This is a genomic window from Vibrio sp. Vb0667 (assembly GCF_033391095.1).
In genome coordinates, this window is the sequence record NZ_JAWPOL010000367.1 from 1 (window position 1) to 1,077 (window position 1,077).

A 1,077-nucleotide genomic window follows, 5' to 3' on the forward strand; every position below is an offset into this window, starting at 1 on the left:
CGTTCTTTGTACCTGTTATAACAGGCACGTCCTTTGAATTGGTAATGTCGCCTCCCTCTGGGAGGCATTTTTTTATTTGCGCAAAAAGCTTTAGGACGTATTATCCGTCTACCTCTTTCAAACCGGAAATATTCAATTGAATCATCATCCTGTTCAAGGTGCTTCTTGGATGCTAACTGCAGGATTGGCATTCGCCATCGTGAATAGCTTTGCCCAAATCGCAAGCATCCACTTTGGTGTGTCTTCCACCACTTTTGCATTGTTTCAATACGCGATCGCGTTGTTCGTTATTCTTCCTTATCTAAGAACGCTAGGCATCCGACGCTCTTTGAGAACTCAACATTTTGGCTGGCACGCTTTTCGTATTTTTCTCTCTGTTATCGGTATCCAACTGTGGCTTTGGGCGCTCGCTTACCCTGTTCCGATTTGGCAAGGCATTGCGCTGCTAATGACTTCTCCGCTGTTTGCGACCGTAGGCTCAGGGCTTATCTTGAAAGAGAAAGTGGGCACCGCACGCTGGCTTGCCACACTAACTGGCTTTATCGGTGCCATGATCATCTTAGAGCCGTGGTCAGACTCCTTCACTTGGGCAACTCTATTGCCTGTTGGGGCGGCCTTCTTTTGGGCGGCGTATTCTTTGATGGTGAAAAAGATGTCGGTAAACGATCCACCGTCTACCATGGTGGTTTACTTGTTGTTACTGATCACGCCTCTCAATATTGTGCTAGCGATACCAAGCTTTACCATGCCTAGTGACTGGACTATTTGGCTGATCCTTCTTTTTGCTGGTGCACTAACAGCATTAGCGCAATGGGCGATTGTGAAAGCTTACGCAGTTGCGGACGCTTCCTTCGTTCAACCCTTCGATCACGCTAAACTGCCTTTAAATGTGCTGGCTGGATGGATGGTCTTTGGATGGGTGCCTCCTGGTCGTTTGTGGCTAGGCGCTGCGATTATTGTGGCGTCGATTGCATTCATCACGCACTGGGAAGCAAAAAAGACAAAGTTAGTTGAAAGAAAAATCTAGCTTTTGAGTTCTATATTTTCAGGAAAGGAAATGAGGAACACCCTATGACT

General features: G+C 46.8%; 1 protein-coding gene. It reads left to right on the forward strand.

Annotated elements, in window-relative coordinates:
- The first annotated feature begins 169 nt into the window (after positions 1-169).
- Positions 170-1,027 (forward strand): DMT family transporter, encoded by an 858-nt coding sequence (locus R8269_RS25970; RefSeq protein ID WP_318223008.1) that lies wholly within the window; start codon positions 170-172, stop codon positions 1,025-1,027.
- The last annotated feature ends 50 nt before the right edge of the window (positions 1,028-1,077 follow it).

What these genes read in the sequence shown, in the direction of transcription:
- R8269_RS25970 (WP_318223008.1), top strand. Translation starts at nt 170, where the DNA reads ATGCTAACTGCAGGATTGGCATTCGCCATCGTGAATAGCTTTGCCCAA.